The organism is Kribbella sp. VKM Ac-2568, assembly GCF_004345365.1.
Lineage (GTDB): Bacteria > Actinomycetota > Actinomycetes > Propionibacteriales > Kribbellaceae > Kribbella > Kribbella orskensis.
On record NZ_SLVF01000016.1, the window covers coordinates 173,820 to 191,645 of the forward strand.

General features: G+C 70.2%; 16 protein-coding genes. 2 read left to right on the forward strand and 14 right to left on the reverse strand.

The features are described from left to right. Window positions 1–160: 160 nt before the first annotated feature. A complete protein-coding gene (locus tag EV648_RS36485) occupies window positions 161–1,093 on the reverse strand; it encodes a GntR family transcriptional regulator (protein ID WP_132300011.1) in 933 nt (310 codons plus the stop codon). Between the two features lie 103 nt (window positions 1,094–1,196). On the opposite strand from EV648_RS36485, the gene EV648_RS36490 reads away from it, so the two are divergent. Next, window positions 1,197–2,420, forward strand: coding sequence for an FAD-dependent monooxygenase (locus EV648_RS36490; protein ID WP_132300013.1), 1,224 nt, complete (start codon window positions 1,197–1,199; stop codon window positions 2,418–2,420). Window positions 2,421–2,439: 19 nt separating this feature from the next. On the opposite strand, the gene EV648_RS36495 is transcribed toward EV648_RS36490, so the two are convergent. From EV648_RS36495 to EV648_RS36555, 13 genes are all read right to left on the reverse strand, one after another. After that, window positions 2,440–3,093: an NUDIX hydrolase gene (locus EV648_RS36495; RefSeq protein ID WP_132300015.1), complete on the reverse strand. Its 654-nt coding sequence runs from the start codon at window positions 3,091–3,093 to the stop codon at window positions 2,440–2,442. Next, the gene (locus EV648_RS36500; protein ID WP_132300017.1) at window positions 3,090–4,823 is read right to left on the reverse strand and encodes a CTP synthase; all 1,734 of its coding nucleotides are present in this window, start codon (window positions 4,821–4,823) and stop codon (window positions 3,090–3,092) included. The genes EV648_RS36495 and EV648_RS36500 overlap by 4 nt, the downstream gene beginning before the upstream one ends. 21 nt (window positions 4,824–4,844) lie before the next feature. Continuing rightward, complete coding sequence (locus EV648_RS36505; RefSeq protein WP_132300019.1) at window positions 4,845–5,870, reverse strand: glycosyltransferase family 4 protein; 1,026 nt, start codon at window positions 5,868–5,870, stop codon at window positions 4,845–4,847. Beyond that, a complete protein-coding gene (murJ, locus tag EV648_RS36510; RefSeq protein WP_199235024.1) occupies window positions 5,867–7,471 on the reverse strand; it encodes a murein biosynthesis integral membrane protein MurJ in 1,605 nt (534 codons plus the stop codon). The genes EV648_RS36505 and murJ overlap by 4 nt, the downstream gene beginning before the upstream one ends. An 18-nt stretch (window positions 7,472–7,489) precedes the next feature. Then, complete coding sequence (locus tag EV648_RS36515) at window positions 7,490–8,299, reverse strand: hypothetical protein (RefSeq protein WP_132300021.1); 810 nt, start codon at window positions 8,297–8,299, stop codon at window positions 7,490–7,492. Window position 8,300: 1 nt separating this feature from the next. Then, the gene (locus EV648_RS36520) at window positions 8,301–9,245 is read right to left on the reverse strand and encodes a copper transporter (protein WP_132300023.1); all 945 of its coding nucleotides are present in this window, start codon (window positions 9,243–9,245) and stop codon (window positions 8,301–8,303) included. Continuing rightward, complete coding sequence (gene steA, locus EV648_RS36525) at window positions 9,242–10,423, reverse strand: putative cytokinetic ring protein SteA (RefSeq protein WP_132300025.1); 1,182 nt, start codon at window positions 10,421–10,423, stop codon at window positions 9,242–9,244. The genes EV648_RS36520 and steA overlap by 4 nt, the downstream gene beginning before the upstream one ends. A gap of 160 nt (window positions 10,424–10,583) precedes the next feature. Then, complete coding sequence (gene recN / locus EV648_RS36530) at window positions 10,584–12,305, reverse strand: DNA repair protein RecN (protein ID WP_132300027.1); 1,722 nt, start codon at window positions 12,303–12,305, stop codon at window positions 10,584–10,586. Between the two features lie 6 nt (window positions 12,306–12,311). Then, window positions 12,312–13,259, reverse strand: coding sequence for an NAD kinase (locus EV648_RS36535; RefSeq protein WP_132300029.1), 948 nt, complete (start codon window positions 13,257–13,259; stop codon window positions 12,312–12,314). An 81-nt stretch (window positions 13,260–13,340) separates the two neighbouring features. After that, entirely contained in the window at window positions 13,341–14,156 is an 816-nt protein-coding gene (locus EV648_RS36540) for a TlyA family RNA methyltransferase (protein ID WP_132300031.1), read from the reverse strand. Next, window positions 14,157–14,837, reverse strand: a complete 681-nt coding sequence (locus EV648_RS36545; RefSeq protein WP_132300033.1) for a hypothetical protein — start codon at window positions 14,835–14,837, stop codon at window positions 14,157–14,159. It abuts the gene before it with no gap. 1 nt (window position 14,838) lies between these two features. Further along, a complete protein-coding gene (locus EV648_RS36550) occupies window positions 14,839–15,327 on the reverse strand; it encodes a phasin family protein (RefSeq protein ID WP_132300035.1) in 489 nt (162 codons plus the stop codon). A 123-nt stretch (window positions 15,328–15,450) separates the two neighbouring features. Then, window positions 15,451–16,563, reverse strand: a complete 1,113-nt coding sequence (locus tag EV648_RS36555) for an HAD-IIA family hydrolase (RefSeq protein WP_132300037.1) — start codon at window positions 16,561–16,563, stop codon at window positions 15,451–15,453. A gap of 24 nt (window positions 16,564–16,587) precedes the next feature. On the opposite strand from EV648_RS36555, the gene EV648_RS36560 reads away from it, so the two are divergent. Beyond that, window positions 16,588–17,751, forward strand: a complete 1,164-nt coding sequence (locus EV648_RS36560) for a DUF1015 family protein (protein ID WP_132300039.1) — start codon at window positions 16,588–16,590, stop codon at window positions 17,749–17,751. The last annotated feature ends 75 nt before the right edge of the window (window positions 17,752–17,826 follow it).

A 17,826-nucleotide genomic window follows, 5' to 3' on the forward strand; every position in this document is an offset into this window, starting at 1 on the left:
AGAGCTGTTCTGGCAGGACCAGGTCGTTCTTCAGCTCGTCGAGTCGGCCGCCGAGTGACTGTTGCCTCTAGCACCGTTTTCACAGCTCGCTGGGCCCGCGCCAGCAGCCGGCCCGACTCGTCGCCGAAGTCCTCGGCGAGCAGGTACTTACCGTGAACACTCAGCGTAGCGGCGACCGCATCCGCTGCAACTTCACCGCCAGCCCGTCGAGCATGATTCCGAGGCCGAACTCGAACAACTGGTCCAGGTCGTAGTCGAATTCGAAGTTGCCGAAGTCGAGCGCCCGGAAGCCGGCCAGGTCGTGCTGGCCGATCAGTGCGACCAACTGGTCCGTTTGATGGCCACCCCACTCGTCCGCGGTCATCCCAGTGTCCTGCTCGGCTCGGGCCTCCGGCTCCAGGTTCAGCGCGACACCGCGGACATAGCCGAACACGGTGATCGCGGCGTACAGCGAGGTGCTCGCGTCGACGCCGAACCCGGAGACGGCTCGCAGTACGGCGTCGGTGTGCACCAGCAGGTTCGGCAGAGCCTGGGGACGGCTGAGGCTGACCGCTGCCGGCAGCCAGAGATGAGCCCGGTAAGCCGACCACTGCAGGCGGGCGGCAGTCTCGATGCCCTCGCGCCAACTCGTGGAACGTTTCGCCGGGAACGGGAAGTCGCCGACCGCGGTTTCGACCATCTGCAGGACAAGGGCGTCCTTGCCGCCGACATACCGGTAGAGGGCCATGGTGGAGACGCCGAGATCGGTGGCGACCCGCCGCATCGACAACGCCGCGAGCCCCTCGCCGTCGGCGATCGCGATCGCAGCCCGGACTACTTCCTCCCGGTTCAGCGACGGTTCCGGCGCCCGCTGCTGGGTTGCCGATGGGCGAGGTGGCGGGCCGACGACAGTGCCGACGCCGGGGCGGGAGTGGACGAGGCCCTCCTGCTGCAGCGTGGCGAGCACCTTCGTGGCTGTCGCCATCGCGATGCCGTGGTCGCGCACTAGTGCACGCGTCGATGGCGCCCGCTCCCCCGGACGCAGCTTGCCGCTCTCGATCGACCGCCGGATCTCCGCCGCGATCTGCTGGTACGGCGCTGCTTCTGCCCTCATCGGCCACCTTCCGCACTAGTGCATCTGGACTCACCAAGCGTCAATCTGTGACTTTGTACGTGTACACCGTACGTGCACTACCCCACGGAAGGAAGTCCGCGAAATGTCGAAGACCGTCCTGATCTCGGGCGCCGGTATCGCCGGTCCCGCCCTGGCCTACTGGCTGCACCGGTACGGGTTCCGCCCGACCGTCGTCGAGATCGCCCCGGGTCCGCGTCCGGGCGGTCAGACCGTCGACCTGCGCGGTGTCGCTCGCGAGGTGGTCGAGCGGATGGGCCTGATGCCGGCCGTCCGCGACCGCCAGATGCACGAGCGCGGCCTCGAGTACGTCCGCGCCGACGGCAGCCGAGCCGCCGCGCTCCCCGCTGAACTGCTCGACGGCGCTGGACCGGTCGCGGAGATCGAGATCCTCCGCGGCGACCTGTCCGCGATCCTGCTGGACGCCACGTCGACCGGCATCGAATACCTGTACGGCGACGCGGTGACCGCGCTGCGGCAGGACGACCAGGGCGTCGCCGTCACCTTCCAGCACGGAGCCGAGCGTCGCTTCGACCTGGTCGTCGGAGCGGACGGGGTGCACTCGCGAGTCCGCTCGCTCGCCTTCGGCCCGGAGTCGGAGTTCGTGCAGCACCTCGGCGGCTACGGGTCCTTCTTCACCGTGAAGTCCCCCGAGCCGCTGAACCACTGGATGAAGATCCACACGGCCCCAGGAGGTCGCTGGGTCGGGCTCCGGCCGGACCACGACCCGCAGTACGCGAGGGCGTTGCTGAGCTTCCGGTCGCCGGTGCTGAGCTACGACCGGCGTGACGTCGAGCAGCAGAAGGCCCTGCTGGAGAAGACGTTCGAGGGTGTCGGCTGGCACGCGCGCCACGTGCTGGACGCGCTCCGCGACGCGGACGACTTCTACTTCGACACCACCAGCCGCGTCGTCGTACCGGAGTGGTCGCGCGGCCGGGTCGTGCTGCTCGGCGACGCCGGGTACTGCGGTTCACCGCTCGCGGGGCACGGTACTGCGTTGTCACTCGTCGGGGCGTACGTGCTCGCGGGTGAGCTGGCCAGGTCCGACGGAGACCACCAGCATGCGTTCCCGGCGTACCAGGCCCGGATGCAGGCCTACGTCGAGCAGCGGATGGAACTGCCGCCGGGTGGACTCAAGATGGCCATGCCACTCACCAAGACAGGCATCCGGCTGCGCGACGCCTCGACCAGGCTGATGATGTCCCGCCCGTTCCGCGGCCTGATCGCCAAAGCCGCCATCGGCCAGCCGGACGCCATCGACCTCGACCCCTACCTGGCACTGCAGACGCCGACCGCGCGAGCGCTCTGAGTCTCTGGCCGGGCGAGGGCTATGAGTCCTTGGCCGGCCAGGGGACGTCAGCAGGCCGCAGCGAGTCGAAGCCGTCGCCGTTGAGAGCAGTCCAGGCCGCCAGCGAGCCCATCACCAGCGTCGGGTTGTGAAGGTCACCGGCGAGCACCGCCTTGACCACGTCGGCCAAGGGAGCCCACGCGGTCTCCATATCGGCCTCTTCGTGCAAGCGCTCGTAGACCTCGTTCGCCTCCGACAGGTCCCGGGCCAGGAAGATGCGGATCGCCTCGTTCGTCATCCCGGGCGAGGTGAACGCGTCGACCAGGACCCGCCAGTCGGCAGCCTTGGTCGCGGCCTCCTCCCAGAGCTCCCGCTCGGCCCCCAGCCGATAAGCCTCACCCTGTACGTCGAGCAGCCCCGCAGGTGGTTCCAACAGCCGGTAGCCGACGGGGTGCCGGTACTGGCGGACCAGCAGCATCCGGTTGTCCTCGTCCAACGCGACCACGCCGACAGCGCCCGGGTGGACGACGACGTCGCGGTCGAAGGGTTCGCCGCCGGTGGGCGGGACCACCATGTCCCGCCGTACTGCGATCACCCGGCCGGTCTGGTGCACGATCTCCGAGGAGGCAACCGGCCAGCTCTCGCGGGCGTCGGCCAGGCCGGCGCCGTACCGGAGCTCCGGGTGGTCCGTCATCGAGCCTTCGCCGTTTCCGCCTTCGGCTTCGCAGCCGAGCCGGCGGTCTTCTTGGCGGAGGCGATATCCTCGACCGGCAGGCGGGACTCCCGCTGCCGGACCAGGGCGGCCGCGATCAGCCCGGAGAACAGCGGGTGCGGCTTGGTCGGCCGGGACCGCAGCTCCGGGTGCGCCTGGGTGGCGACGAAGAACGGGTGCAGCGCCTTGTCCAGCTCGATGAACTCGACCAGCTCGTTGTCCGGGGACAGCCCGCTGAAGACCAGGCCGGCCGTCTCGAGCTTGTCGCGGTACGCGTTGTTCACCTCGTAGCGGTGCCGGTGACGCTCCTGCACCGACGGGGCGTCGTACAGGCCGCGGACGATCGAGCCGTCGGCCAGGTTCGCCGGGTAGAGGCCGAGCCGCATGGTGCCGCCGAGATCGCCGGAGCCGGAGACGATGTGCTTCTGCTCCTCCATGGTGGCGACAACCGGCTGCTCGGCGTCCGGGTCGAACTCGCTGGAGTTCGCCAAGTCCAGGCCGGCCAGGTCGCGGGCCACCTCGATCACCATGCACTGCAGGCCGAGGCAGAGACCGAGGATCGGGATGCCGGACTCGCGGGCGTACCGGATCGCGCCGATCTTGCCCTCGATGCCGCGGACACCGAAGCCGCCCGGGATGCAGATCGCGTCCACGTCACCGAGCAGCCGCGCGGCCGCCTCGGGAGTGGCGCACTCGTCGGAGGCGATCCAGCGCAGGTTGACCCTGGCGTCGTTGTCGAAACCGCCCGCGCGCAGTGCCTCTGCGACGGACAGGTAGGCGTCCGGCAGGTCGATGTACTTGCCGACCAGCGCGACCGTGACCTGGTCCGCCGGGTGGTGCACGACCTTCAGCAACTCGTCCCAGCGGGTCCAGTCGACGTCACGGAACGGCAGGTTGAGGCGCCGTACGACGAACGCGTCCAGGCCCTCGCCGTGCAGCACCTTCGGGATGTCGTAGATGCTCGGCGCGTCCGGCGCGGCCACCACGGCCTCGACGTCGACGTCGCACATCAGCGAGATCTTGCGCTTCACGCTGTCCGGGATCGGCCGGTCCGCACGGCAGACGATGGCGTCGGGCTGGATACCGATCGAGCGCAGCGCGGCGACCGAGTGCTGGGTCGGCTTGGTCTTCAGCTCGCCGCTGGGCGCCATGTAGGGCACCAGCGAGATGTGCAGGAAGAACACGTTGTCGCGGCCGACGTCGTGGCGGACCTGGCGCGCGGCCTCGAGGAACGGCAGCGACTCGATGTCGCCGACGGTGCCGCCGATCTCGTGCAGCACGACGTCCACGTCGGGACCGGCCATGGCCACCATGCGGTCCTTGATCTCGTTGGTGATGTGCGGGATGACCTGGACGGTGTCGCCCAGGTACTCACCGCGGCGCTCCTTCGCGATCACCGACGAGTAGACCTGGCCGGTGGTGACGTTGGCGACCTGGGAGAGATCCCGGTCGAGGAAGCGCTCGTAGTGCCCGATGTCCAGGTCGGTCTCGGCGCCGTCGTTGGTGACGAACACCTCGCCGTGCTGGAACGGGTTCATGGTGCCGGGATCCACGTTGAGGTACGGATCCAGCTTCTGCATGGTGACCCGGATGCCCCGTGCCGTCAGCAGACTGCCGAGGCTGGAAGCTGTCAGCCCCTTGCCGAGACTGGAGGCCACGCCACCGGTGACGAATACGTGCTTGGTCTGCTGCCCGAACGAAGCTCTGTCCACGGGCTTTTAGCCTACCGCCTGTCAAGCAGTGGTCGCGACGAGACCCGCGTAGATGTCCAGGAGATTCTTCGCCACCTCGTCCTCGTCCGGCCATCCAGCGGCCAACTCCAGGCCTTCTGTCCGCATAGCGGCCGCAGTCTCAGGTTCCGATAGAACCGTCCGTACTCCGGACGCCAGCCCGGCCGAGTCCCCAGGGAACGCCAGTACTGCGCTGTCGCCCACGAGCTCGGGCACTCCGCCCACAGCCGTCGCCACAACCGGTACACCGACCTGCAGCGCCTCCTGCAGCACCAGAGCTCGGGCCTCCCAGTGGGAGGTGAGCAGGAAGACATCAGCGGCGCCGAGGAGGTCCGCTACGTCGTTGCGGTGTCCCAGCAGGCGCACCGGCAGGTTCTCTGCGTCGATCCGCGACTGCAGGTTGTCGCGCAGCGGCCCATCCCCCACCACGGCGAACACCACGTCCGGATGGGTGGCAGCGACATCGGCGGCAACGGACAGCAGGGTCGGGTAGTCCTTCTGCGGAGCCAGCCGGCCCACAGTGAGCACCAGCGGCGCCTCACCGATCCCTAGAGCCTCCCGCACGTCGGCAGCGGGTGTTCGGACCTCCGGCATCGCGGGGGCCGCCACCGGGGCCAGGCGGGCTTCTCGTGCTCCCAAGCTGCGCGCGAGCTCTACCAGGTCGCTGGACGCTCCAAGAGTCAGGTCGGCTCCGCGAGCGACCAACCGCTGGCCCAGCTTCATCACCAGGCCTCGCGGGCCAGGAGCGATCACCGCGTTATGCCAGGTGACCACGAGCGGCCGCAGGTGCGAACGGTCGCGCAGGGCAGCCATGCCGGCCCGGTAGCCGTGTGCGTGGATCACGTCGCAGCCACGGAGTCCGGGCGCCTGCCCGACCACCGTGGCGCCGCCGAAGTCGAAGTGCTCCGCTGTGCCGGGTGGCGCGCAGACGACCACCTCGTGGCCGGCAGCGATGTATCGCGGCACGAGTGAGGCGACGTGCTGGCCGATCCCACCCCGGGCCTCCGCCAGCAGCAGGCCGATCCTCATTGCTTCTCCTCCACAGCGGTTGGGACACCCCGGCGCAGCAACGCCCGGACGTCCTGACGATCCACGGCCACCGCGACCACGGCGTACACGATCACGACGGCGAGGCCGGAGAGTACCGAGAACAACAGGGCACTCCCCCAGCCGCCATCGGCAGCAGGTAGCGCCACTGCCCACCCGGCGGCTCCGGCCAGTACTGCGCCGACCAGCGCGGCGATCGTGGCGCGCGGCAACCCGCTGAGCACACCAGGTCCGGCCACCCGCCGCAACACCACGAGCAGGACGACCGCGCCCGCGAGCATGCCGACGGACATCGCCGCGGCTAGTGCGCCTACGGCGTCCAAGCCGTCCCACTGCAAGGTCAGGAGCACCCCAGCGATGGCCACAGCCAGCCAGGCTCCGCCGGTGACGAGGGCGACCTGGCGACCCGCATGCCTTGCGTAGAGGACCCGGCCGAGGTGCATGAGCACACCGAACCCGATGACCGCCGGACCGAACGCGACGAGCCCGGCGCCCAGCGAGGACGCCTGTCCCTCCTGCACAGCGCCATCGTTGTACGCGAAGATCCGCGCGACCGGGACCGCAGTACCGACGAGCAGTGCGGCACCTGCGCCTCCCGCGAGCATCACCGCTCGGGTGGAGGTCGCGGCGTACAGGTCGAAGGCTGCGGTGTCTGAAGACTGGTAGGCGGCCGCCAGCCGCGGGAAGACCGCAGTGGTGATCGGCACAGCCAGTACGGCGTAGGGCAGCAGGTAGACCGCGTTTGCCCACGTGTACACGGCGATACTGCCTGCGGCGCCTCGGTGGTTCGCCAGGTAGGTCGTGACGACGAAGGCGACCTGCTGCGCGACCAAGATGGCCAGACCAGCCGCAGCGAGTCTCCGCAGTACGGGACCGACGCCGGGGTCGAGACGCAGGGTGGGCCTGATCGGCAAGCGCAGGAACAGCATCGGCACGAGCACTGTGAGGGCTAGGGCGAAGACGCCGGCAGTGGTGCCCCAGGCAAGCAGATCGGCGGCTCCCCGCGACGCCTCGTCAGCCCTCGGAGCCATGGCGGCGAACAGGAAGTACGTGGCCACGACGACCAGGCTGGAGATCAGCGGAGCCAGCGCGCCCGCGGCGAATCGCTTGTGGGATTGGAGAACCGCGGTCGCGACCACGGCGATGGCGTAGCCGAAGACCTGCGGCACGAAGATCACCAGCATCCGGGTCGCCGTGCTGCCCGAGCCGGCACATTCGAGACTGGTGTTGAGCATCGCGGCGGTGTAACGCCCGGCGAAAAGCCAAGCCAGTAAGGCGAAAGGCGTCAGTAGCACCACGGACCAGGTCAGCAGAGCACCGATGATCCGGCCCTGGGCAGCGCGGTCGCCACGAGCCACCGGCCCGGCCAGCACCGGGATCACCGCACCTGCCAAGGCGCCGCCGACGACGATCTCGAACACCACGTTGGGCAACTGGTTGGCGGTCGCATAGGCGTCCGCCAGGCACCCCGCGCCCACCGTCTTCGAGAAGACCAGCCACCGGCCGAACCCGACCACCCGGGCCAGCACCGTGACCCCGGCGATGATCAGGGCGGCCCGGGCGATCCGGCCGCCCGTGCTCACCGCGCCATCACTGCTCGGTCATCGGGGCCGTCGGCCCCACTGGTCGATCTTGTCGAGCGCGGGCGTCTCGGCGATCACCTTGGTGAAGCTGACCTTCTCGCTGGCCAGGTTGAGCGCGACGACCGCACCCAGCGCGAGCACCTTCAGCGGCCGCGGCAGCGACGCGGCCAGCGCCGTACCGGTGATGGCGCCGAGGCCGTTGGCTCCGCAGTCACCGAGCATCGACCGCTCACCCAGGTCGGACGGCGCCGACGCGACGGCCGCGCCGATGACGGCCGAGGCCGGGCCAGCGGTGACAGCGATCGGCGCGCTCAACGCGGTGACCGCCTTGAGGGCACGTCCCGGGCGCAGATCCAGCAGGTTCGTGAGGTTCGCGGTCCCGGCGATCAAGGCGCCGTCGGCAACGATCTCGGTGACCGCGCCGAAACCTTTGGCGCGGCGGGGCAACAACGCCGCCGCGACCAGACCGGCCGCGCCGACCCCGAGGATCTTCACCGCGCCGCTGGTCACTTCGCCCCGGCGGAGTGCCGTCAGATGCCCGCGGAATCCCTTGGTTTCCGTGGCTCCCGCCAGATCGTCGTACGCGCCGACCGCACCGGAGACGGAGCCGGCCACCAGGGCGGCGGCCTTGACCCGGCCGGCGGAACTACTGGCCGCGACGCCGGCGAGCGCGCCGAGTACGGCGATCGGGCCCTCCAGCAGCGTGACGGTCTCGCCACGGTGGTTCGTGCGCTCGAACGGCGCGCGGTTCTCCTTCGGCAACTTCGCGGCGGCCCGCTCCAGGCCCGCCGTCGCGGCAGCGGCGATCACCGCACCGAGCAGACCCATCTCAGTTGCCCTTCGCCTGGTCGGCGGACGGAGCGACCCCGTTCTTGGCGTCGACCGCGCCGTACTGCCCGGCCTTGCCACTGGCCTGCTCGACCAGCGCGAAGACGACGGTCATCTGCCCGCTCGGGATGTTCGCGACATCGACAGTGGACAGGATCTTGGTGGCGGCCGAGTCGCCGCGCAGCGACTTCAGCATGCCGCCGTTCTGCGCGCTCTCCGGGACCCCGGCGACGACCGCGCCGCCACTGCCCTGGTCGAGCCCCTCGGCGAAGTCCACCGCGTCGTTGTACGACGAGTTGTCCGGGGCGGGCGTCGGCGGCTTGGCCGCGACCACGACGACCAGGCTGGCCCGGTCCTTCGGGGTCGGCTTCAGCGACACCAGCTTGGAACCGGTCACCCCGCTGAGGATCCGGGTGGCCTCGGTGTCCACCGGCTTGCCCTCCTCGCGGGCGGCGATGCCGCGGGCGAGCAGCATCCCGGCGCGCTGGTAGGTGTTGCTGTCCGGGTCGAAGGTGATGTCCGCGGTGACGAGCTCGTTTACCAGCGACTCGACCAGCTGGCGCTGACCCGGGTCGAACAGCTTCGCGTCCAGCGACACTCGGGTGGTGACCTGGCCGCCGGCCGCCTCGAGCGCGTCCTGGATCGAGTTGGTCATGTCGTTGTCGGCCGACGGCATCGTCACGACCGCGATCTTCTTGCCGGTCAGCTTGCCGTTTGTCAGGCCCATCGTCACCTTGGCGACGTAGTCGTCGCGGTACTTGTCCAGCGCCTTGGCCTGGATCAGGTCCGCACGGGCGTCCTCGAGCGCTGCCCGGTCCTTGTCGGCCTGGCTCTGGACGATCTCGCTGCCGGTGCCCTTCAGCGGCCCGGCACCCAGGACCACACCGGCTCCGAGGGCGAAGAAGATCGCCACGATCGAGACGATGTGGTAGCGAAAGTCGATCACGCGAACAGCTCCCGGATCCAGTAGACGAGGTCGTTCCAGCGCGCCCGCAGGATCGACCAGAGCACGTCGTCGGCTCCGATGGCGACCATCGCCACCCCGAGCGCGAACAGGCCGGCCGCGATCAACGCGACCACCTGGAAGGTCGAGACCCGGCTGCGGTACAGCCGGCCGACGCCCTTGGCGTCTACCAGCTTCGCACCCACACGCAACCTGGTGATGAAGGTGCTCGCCATCCCGGAGCGTCCCTTGTCGAGGAACTCGACCAGTGAGTTGTGGGTGCCCACCGCGACGATCAGCGAGGCGCCCTTGGAGTCGGCCAGCAGCATCGCGACGTCCTCGCTGGTGCCGGTGGCCGGGAACTCGATCGAGTCGACGCCGAGCCGCTCGAGCCGCTCCGAGCCCGGCGCACGGCCGTCCCGGTAGGCGTGCACGACGACCTCGGCGCCGCTCCTCAGCGTGTCGTCCTTCACCGAGTCCATGTCGCCGACGATCAGGTCGGGGACGTAGCCGTTCTCCACCAGCGCGTCGGCGCCGCCGTCGACACCGATCAGCACCGGCCGGTACTCGCGGATGTACGGCCGCAGCGCGACCAGGTCCTCGCGGTAGTCGTAACCGCGGACCACGATCAGCACGTGCTTGCCGTCCATCGGCGTGTGGATCTCCGGTACGCCGACGCCGTCGAGCAGCAGGTCGCGCTCGCGGCGCAGGTATTCCAGGGTGTTCGCGGTGAACGCCTCGAGCTGGGTGGACAGGCCGGCCCGCGCCTCGTCCATCTGCTCCGCGACGGTCTTGCTGTCCTGCGAGATGCCCTTGGCGACAACCTCCTCGCCGCGGTACAGCACGCCGTCGTGCAGCCGGATCCGCTCGCCCTCGTGCAGCACCGAGAACACCTCGCGGCCGATCCCGTCGACCAGCGGGATGCCGGCCTCGACCAGGATCTCGGGCCCGAGGTTCGGGTAGCGGCCGCTGATCGAGTCGGCCACGTTCACCACCGCGGCGACCCGGCAGTCCACCAGGGCCTCGGCGCTGACCCGGTCCAGGTCGACGTGGTCGATGATCGCGATCTCGCCCGGCTTCAGCCGTTTGGTGAGATTCTTGGTACGACGATCGAGCCGGACCACTCCGGCGATACCGGGCAGTTCAGTCGGGCGTGCTCTCCGCAGGCTGGGCAGTTTCATCGCGCTCTCATCCTGCCATGTCAAGAGCCCTCGGCCCGCCTTTTAACGGCCCGCGGAGCCTAAACACTGACTGATACCCCGGTAACGTTGCGTTAAATCATCCTTTTGGCCGATCCGGGTGCCACCGGGGATCGTCGCTCAGCGCTTTCTCGTCGGCGACTCAGCGCTTCTTCCGTGGTTTGGTGTGCCGTTCGGCCGCCAGCGCGAGGAGTTCCTCGGCGTGCGCCTGGGCGGCGTCGGAGTTCTCCAGGCCGGCCATCATCCGGGACAGTTCCTTCAGCCGGGCGTCGTCGTCGAGCGCGACCAGGCCACTCGTGGTGACCGAGCCGTCGTCACTCTTCAGCACCACCGCGTGACGGTCCGCGAAAGCGGCCACCTGCGGCAGGTGGGTGACCACGATCACCTGGGCCTTCTCGGCCAGCCGGGCCAGCCGCTTGCCGACCTCCACCGCCGCGCGGCCGCCGATACCGGCGTCGATCTCGTCGAACACCAGCGTCGGCACCGGGTGCGTGTCGGACAGGATCACCTCGAGCGCCAGCATCACCCGGGACAGCTCGCCGCCCGACGCCGCCTTCTGCAGCGGGCGCGCCGGGCTCCCCGGGTTCGCCGCGAAGCAGAACTCGACCTCGTCGGCGCCGAACGGCCCGGCCGCGGTCTCGTGCACCTCGACCGTCAGCGTCGCGTGCGGCATCGCCAGCCCGCTCAGCTCCTCCGACACCGCCACCCCGAGCCGCGCGGCAGCTTCCTTGCGGGCCGCGCTGACCTGCTCGCCGAGATCCTTCAGCTGCGCCTGGAGTTCGGTCTGCTCGGCGGTCAACTGCTCGACCCGCTCGTCGCTGCCCTCGATCTCGGCCAGCCGCTGGGCCGACCGCTTCGACCACTCGAGCACCTCGTCCACGGTGCCCTCGTCGGCGCCGTACTTGCGGACCAGCCCGGTCAGCACCGACCGCCGCTCGCTGACCACGGAGAGCCGCGCCGGGTCGGTGTCCACATCGGTCGCGTACGACGAGAGCTCGCCGGCCAGGTCCGCCGCGAGGTACCCGAGCTCGCTCGCGCGATCGGCGAGCTCCGCCAGCTTCGCGTCGTGCTCCCGCTCGCCGTCGAGCACCTGCTTCGCCAGCTGGAGGAGTCCGAGCACGTCGCTCGGGCGGTTCGAGTCCAGATCGTCCGACGCGAGCGCATCCGCCGCCGACGTCGCCGCAGTACGGAGGCCGTCGGCGTACGCGAGGCGCTCCTCCTCGGCCGCGAGCTCCACATCCTCACCAGGCAAGGGTTCCAGCTTGGCGATCTCCTCCAGCCCGAAGCGCAGCAGATCCGCCTCGGCCAGCCGGTCACGCTCGCGCGTGGTCAGGTCGATCAGCTCCGCCTCGACCTCACGATGCCGCCGGTACGCCGCTGAGTACTCCCCCAGCGGGACGAGCACCGGCTTGCCCGCGAAGGTGTCGAGGGTCTCCCGCTGCCGCGCGGGCTGCAGGAGCCGCCACTGGTCGGCCTGACCGTGGATCGCGACCAGGTCGCCGGACACCTCGGCCAGCACCGAGACCGGCACGGACGCACCGCCCAGGAAGGCCCGGGACCGTCCCTCGGAGGACAGCTCGCGCGCGATCAGCAGCTCGTCGTCGTCCAGCTCGCCGCCGCGGTCCTCGGCCTGCTGCACGATCGACCTCGGCACCGCGGTGGCCCGGCCCTCGACCCGCGCGCGGCGCACGCCGTGCCGCACCAGCCCGCTGTCGGCCCGGCCGCCGAGCAGCAGGTTCACGCCCGTCACGACCATCGTCTTGCCGGCCCCGGTCTCGCCGGTGACCGCCGTGAAGCCCGGGTCGAGCTCCAGCGTGGCGTCCTCGATCACGCCCAGTCCGGTGATGCGGATCTCAGCGAGCATGGCTCCTCAGGTCTCCTCTTGTGCGCTTCGGTTGCGCCGATGATTCAGCTCTGCCGCGCCCCGCCAGCCGAGGACCGGCAGGTCGAACTTGGCCACCAGCCGGTCCGTGAAGGACGCCTCGTGCGCCCTCGCCAGGCGGACCGGTGTCTTGCCGCGCCGGACGTTGATCCGGGCACCCGGCGGTACCTCGACCATCCGGCGGCCGTCGCACCACACCACTCCGCGCCCGTGCCACGCCGCCACCAGCTCGATCGACAGCTCCGAGGTCGGCGCCACCACGATCGGCCGGGAGAACAACGCGTGCGCGCTCAGCGGGACCAGCAGGATCGCCTCGACCTCGGGCCAGACGATCGGCCCGCCGGCCGAGAACGCGTACGCCGTACTGCCGGTCGGCGTCGCGACCACGACCCCGTCACAGCCCCAGCGGGACAGCGCGTGGCCGTCGACCTCGACCATCACCTCGAGCATCTTCTCGCGGGCCGCCTTCTCCACGCTGGCCTCGTTCAGGGCCCAGGTGTCGAAGATCCGCTCGCCGTCGTGCCAGACGTCCACCGCCAGCGTCATCCGCTCCTCGACGGTGTAGCTGCGGTCGACGACCACCTCGACGATCCGTCCGAGGTCGTCCCGCTCCGCCTCGGCGAGGAACCCGACATGGCCCAGGTTCACGCCCAGGACCGGGGTGGCGTGCGGGCGGGCGAGCTCGGCGGCGCGCAGGATCGAGCCGTCGCCACCGAGCACGATGATCAGCTCGACGTCCTGGGCGGCCTTCTCCGGGTCGTCGGCGATCTCGACCGGGTCCAGCTTGAGCGCCTCCGCCTCCTCGGTGAGCAGCCGCACGACCAGACCCGCGTCGGTCAGCAGCCGGTGCGCCTCGCGCGCAACCTCGACCGCCTGGTCGCGGCCGGTGTGCGTGACCACAAGCACCCGCCGCGGCTCGGACGCCGGCTCAACCACTGGTTCTCCCGCCTTCGATCGCCTTGCTCGTGCCGCCCAGCGGGTCGCTCGGTGGGTCGCTCCGTCTGTGGCTCGAGCGGCTCACTGGGGACCGCTCTCGATGGCGGTCCGGAGCATCGTCTCATCGAGCGGGGACGCCGAACGCCGTATCCACAGGAAGTACTCGACATTTCCTGACGGGCCGGGCAACGGACTGGCCGCCACTCCCGCCACTCCCCAGCCGAGCTCGGCCGCCTTCCGGGCCACCTCCCGGACCGCGTCCGCGCGCAACTCCGGGTCGCGGACCACGCCGCCCTTGCCGAGCCGCTCCTTGCCGACCTCGAACTGCGGCTTCACCATCAGCACCAGATCGCCCTCGGGCTTCACCACTCCGAGCAGCGCCGGCAGCACCAGCGTGAGCGAGATGAAGCTCAGGTCGCTCACCACCAGGTCGACCGGCTCGCCGCCGATGTCCTCCAAAGTCAGCGTCCGGACGTTCGTGCGGTCCATCACGGTCACGCGGTCGTCGGTCTGCAGAGCCCAGACGAGCTGCCCATAGCCGACGTCGACGGCGATCACGCTCGCCGCCTCGTTCCTGAGCAGGACGTCGGTAAAACCTCCGGTGGAAGCTCCCGCGTCCAGGCAGCGGCGGCCCTTCACCTGGAGCTCGCTGAACGCCTCCAACGCTCCGACCAGCTTGTGCGCTCCCCGGGAGGCGTAGCCGGGGTCGTCGACCTCGGAGGTGTCCACCAGGATGGGCGCGTCCGCACCGACCCCGGTGGCGGGCTTGGTCGCCACCGTGCCCGAAACCTTCACCTTGCCGGCCGCGACCAACTCGCTCGCGTGCTCCCGCGAGCGGGCCAGCCCACGCCGTACCAGTTCGGCGTCGAGCCGGGACCGCTTCACTGCCTTCGCCACTCAGGCGCGGTCGCCGTGCTCGGCGTCCGCCTCCACCAAAGCGCTCTGCAGCCGCTCGTGCAGGTCCGCATACACCTCGGCATGCTCCCCGACCGGCCGCTCCCGCAACTCGTCCAGCCGCCCCATCGTCTCCTCCACCAACGGATGCACCCCGTCGTCATCCGCCACCCGCTCCGGCTCCTGCCGGTACTGCGGCTCCGGCTGCGACTGGTACTGCGTCTGCTGGTACTGCGAGCCACCTGGCGGCCCAGGCCTCGCCATCACCGCAGGCGAAGGCGAAGGCGAAGGCACCACAGGAGCAGGCTTCACCTGAGCAGGCGCCTCCGGCTCGTATGCCGCCTCGACGGGCTCGGGGGCTACCTCAGCCTCCTCGAGCGGCTGCTCCACCTCGACTGCGGGCTCTTCCTCCATCGATGCCTCGAAGGTCTGCTCGGAGTCGTCCGTCGCCAGGAAGTCGTCGGCCGGCGGCGGGTCGCCGTACATGGTGAAGCCGGCCAGGAGGGGATCGGTGTGGGAGCGGGCCTGCAGGGTCGGGTTGACCCAGCCGGAGGAGTTCATCGACTCCGGTCCCGGCTCGGAGTCGTAGTCCGGCTCGGTGGGCTCGTCGGTGCGGGGATCGGCGCCCGGCTCGACGTCGGGGTCGACCGCCGGGGGGAACTGCTCGCCGGGGTGCTCGGTCACGTCATGCCTTCTTCGCCGGGGCCTTCTTGGCCGCCTTCTTCGCCGTCTTCTTGGCCGCCGCCGCGCCGTGGTCTGCGCTCTTCTTCGCGGTCTTCTTCGCAGCTGCCTTCTTCGCCGCGGGAGCCGGCTCGGCGAAAGGCGCCGAGGCAGCGTGGACAGTCTCGGCCTCGTCGGCGTCGGCAAGCTCGCGCTCGAGGCTCTCGACCCGGCGGGTCAGCGCCGCGACCTCCTCGGACCGGACGAAGCCCAGCCGCGCGACGGCGCCCTCGACCTCGTTCGCCACGATCGCCTGCAGCAACTGGCGGTTGCTCTTGCTGGTGGCAACGATCTCGTCGGCCAGGTCGGACACCTTGGTGCTCAGGCCAGTGGTCAGCGTGTCCGCGCCGGTCTGCTGCGCCAGTGCCTTCGCGGCCTGCTGGGCGCGCTGCTTCGTGACCTCGGTCAGGCCGCTCGCCAGCTGTATATAGCCGCGCACTGCGTCCATCACCATGACTGCCTCCTTGCTGGTTCCTGTCCCAACGGCCCGGTCCGGGCTGGGTTCGGTCCCCGCCCACCAGCCCTCGTCCGGGCTTCGTTGCCAGCCACGTTATCGCGCTAGGACCGCAATACCACGTCAGCCCGACAGGCCGACCCGGTGCAGCGCCTCGTCGAGCTTGATCGAGCCGGGAGCCGGACCCGGCTTGGGCAACGGCCGCCGGCTCCGCGAGGCCCCCTTGGCAGCCGTCTTCGCCGCAGGCTTGGCCGGCGCGTCCACCGCGGCCCAGGTCGCCGACAGGATCGCGCGGAGCCCGTCGAACGGCTCGCCCTCTCCCTTGACCACCACAGCCCGGTCCACCACCTCAGCCGTCCAGCCCTTGCAGGTGTGCTTGCTGCCCTCGACTGTCACGCCCGAATGCCTCTCGGCCAACGCGCCGAGCCCGGCCCCGACGTACGTCGGCCGCTGGTTCTTCGGGGCGGCGGCGAGATCGTGCGCGTCGTTCACTCCGGTGGCGACCCAGAGGCTGGCGATGCCGACCGCGTGCGCGCCGGCGATGTCGGAGTCCAGCCGGTCGCCGATCATCAACGGGCGTTCCGCCTTCAGCCGCTCGATGCTCGTCTCCAGCAACGGCGGTTCGGGCTTGCCGGCCACGGTCGGGTCCACCTCGACGGCGGCGCGGACCGCCTGCACGAGGGTGCCGTTGCCCGGCGCCTTGCCACCCGCGGTCGGGATGGTCCAGTCGAGGTTCGTGGCGTACCAGCGGGCGCCCTCGTTGATCGCGTGCGCGCCGTCCGCGAGCATCACCCAGTTCACGTCCGGGTGGAACCCCTGGACGACGGCGACCGGGTTGGCGTCGCTGCTGCGGACCGCTTCCAGCCCGTACTCCTCCAGTGCGGCGTACAGGCCCTCGCCGCCGATCACGAGCACCGGAGATCCCTTGGGGAAGTCCTTCGAGATCAGCTTCGCGGCCGCCTGCGCCGAGGTCACCACGTCCTCCCCGATCACGTCGAGGCCGAACGACGCCAGGTGCTCGGCGACCACCGAGGCGGGCCGGCTGGCGTTGTTGGTGATGTAGCCGATCCGCATCCCCTCCTTGGCGGCCTTGCGGAGGTTCTCGGGCGCCTCCGGGACGGGATCCGGCCCGACGTAGACGACACCGTCCAGGTCGAGCAGTGCCACGTCGTACGCGGTGGCGAGCGGTTCGTCACACGCCGACAGCGGAGCGGGCGATTCTCGTGTCGTGCTCATGCTTCCCCCCGTACGATGCCGCCCATGTCAGAAGCGTCCGCCGGCGTGTTGCGGCTCGAGCCGCTGCGGGCCTGGCGGTTCGTCGCGGGCAAGGTGAGCGCGCTCGGCGCGGTGACCTCGCCGCCGTACGACGTGCTCGAACCCGCCATCGTCCGGCGGCTGACTGACGCTGATCTGCACAACATGGTGAGGCTCATCCTTCCACGCGATCCGGACCTCGGTCCCAGCCGGTACGACGAGCCCGCGCGCAGGCTGTCCGGCTGGCAGCGCGACGGCGTGGTGATCCAGGACGTGAGGCCGTCGCTGTACGTCTACGAGCAGCAGTACGGCGACGCCGTGCTCTGCGGGCTGGTCGGATCGCTCGGCCTGGATCCGGCCCGGCGGGTGGTGCTGCCGCACGAGGACGTGATGCCGCACTGGGTCGACGACCGGTTCGAGCTGATGGAGGCCACCGACGCCGACCTGGAGCCGATCCTGCTCGCGTACGGCGGTGGTGGCGTCGCCAGTGACGCGGTGGACGCGGCCCGCGCGGGTGAGCCGTGGCTGGTGGCAGACACCGAGAACGGCGCGCACCACCGGATCTGGCGAATCGACGACCCCGCGGTGCTCGCCGCGATCGCCCAGGAACTGGCCGGCCACGAGGCCCTGATCGCCGACGGCCACCACCGCTATGCGGCGTACCTGGAACGGAACCGGCGCGAGCCGAACCGCCCGGCAACCGAAGTGGGGTTGGCGATGCTGGTCGACAACGACCGCCACCCGCTAACCCTCGACCCGATCCACCGCGTCGTCCCGGGCCTGTCACTCGACCTGGTCTCCTCCCGTACTCCGGAGGGCTGGCAGGTGCTCCCCGGCCGGGTGGAAGGCGTGCCGGACCGCATCGCCATCACCGATGGGACCTCCTGGGTGACACTGAGCTCCACCGAGGGTCAGGTGACTCCCACGGTCGCCCTGCTGCACCGGGTCCTGCTGCCGGCGTGGGGAGTCCCCGCAGACGAGATCACCTTCCACCACGCGCTATCCGACGCCATAGCCCTGGCGGATCCTCAGCAGGCCGCAGTGGAGCTGGTAGCGCCCCGCATGGACCAGGTGCTCCAGTCAGCAGCCCGGGGCGTCATCCTCCCGCAGAAGGCCACTTCTTTCGGCCCCAAGCCTCGAGTGGGACTGCTCTTCCGCACACTCGACTAGAGATTGCTCCAAATCCAGCGCTGGATGCTGGATGATCGGCCATCGAGCCGAGGGCGGCTCCGCTGGTTGAGTTCC

Bases quoted from the DNA above. Each gene is read 5' to 3' on its own strand.
- EV648_RS36515 (WP_132300021.1), bottom strand. From the start codon at position 8,299: ATGGGTCTGCTCGGTGCGGTGATCGCCGCTGCCGCGACGGCGGGCCTG.
- EV648_RS36495 (WP_132300015.1), bottom strand. From the start codon at position 3,093: ATGACGGACCACCCGGAGCTCCGGTACGGCGCCGGCCTGGCCGACGCC.
- EV648_RS36550 (WP_132300035.1), bottom strand. From the start codon at position 15,327: ATGGTGATGGACGCAGTGCGCGGCTATATACAGCTGGCGAGCGGCCTG.
- EV648_RS36490 (WP_132300013.1), top strand. From the start codon at position 1,197: ATGTCGAAGACCGTCCTGATCTCGGGCGCCGGTATCGCCGGTCCCGCC.
- EV648_RS36560 (WP_132300039.1), top strand. From the start codon at position 16,588: ATGTCAGAAGCGTCCGCCGGCGTGTTGCGGCTCGAGCCGCTGCGGGCC.
- EV648_RS36555 (WP_132300037.1), bottom strand. From the start codon at position 16,563: ATGAGCACGACACGAGAATCGCCCGCTCCGCTGTCGGCGTGTGACGAA.
- recN (WP_132300027.1), bottom strand. From the start codon at position 12,305: ATGCTCGCTGAGATCCGCATCACCGGACTGGGCGTGATCGAGGACGCC.
- steA (WP_132300025.1), bottom strand. From the start codon at position 10,423: ATGAAACTGCCCAGCCTGCGGAGAGCACGCCCGACTGAACTGCCCGGT.
- EV648_RS36485 (WP_132300011.1), bottom strand. From the start codon at position 1,093: ATGAGGGCAGAAGCAGCGCCGTACCAGCAGATCGCGGCGGAGATCCGG.
- EV648_RS36505 (WP_132300019.1), bottom strand. From the start codon at position 5,870: ATGAGGATCGGCCTGCTGCTGGCGGAGGCCCGGGGTGGGATCGGCCAG.